Here is a 482-nt window from a genome sequence, read left to right as displayed (position 1 = left end):
GATCATGTGCCTCACACCGCCGTAACGGTTGTAGGTGGCCCGTAACCGGCGCGGACGCCTCACCGGACCCCATGCCTTGCCCTTGCGCGGCATCAGGTTCAGCGGGCCGAACTCGTCGACGCATATCACCCGCCCGTCCGCCGGTGGGGTGTCGTAGAGCGCCAGGATGCGGTGCATCTTGGCGATGAACTCCGGGTCGGTGGACGCCTTCCACGTGGTGGTGGTCTTCCAGGAGACGTTGCCGGCGCGCAGGATCCGGCGCAGGGTCTCCCGGCTGATGGCCGCGGTCACCTTCTGCCTGACCAGATGGTGGGCGAGCTTGCTCAGGCTCCAGGTGGAGAACGCGGTGATCTTCCAGTCGGCGGGGGACGTCCGGGCGATCGGGCAGATGTGCTCGCGCACCTCGTCAGTGATCGTCTTAGGGCGTCCCCCGCTCCATTTTGGGTCCAGCGCGTCGAACCCCCGCTCGTTGAAGGCGTGGA

At 67.0% G+C, this 482-nt stretch carries 1 protein-coding gene; it reads right to left on the bottom strand.

Annotation, left to right across the window (positions count from 1 at the left end; genetic code table 11):
• Positions 1-482 (bottom strand): helix-turn-helix domain-containing protein (locus ADL25_RS16155; RefSeq protein ID WP_199839166.1); only part of this gene is annotated, 482 nt, incomplete at both ends.

The sequence above is a fragment of the Streptomyces sp. NRRL F-5122 genome (assembly GCF_001507435.1).
In the GTDB taxonomy this organism is placed as follows: domain Bacteria; phylum Actinomycetota; class Actinomycetes; order Streptomycetales; family Streptomycetaceae; genus Streptomyces; species Streptomyces lannensis.
Note: the sequence above shows the minus strand (reverse complement) of the source record. Positions and strands in the feature narration are given on the sequence as shown.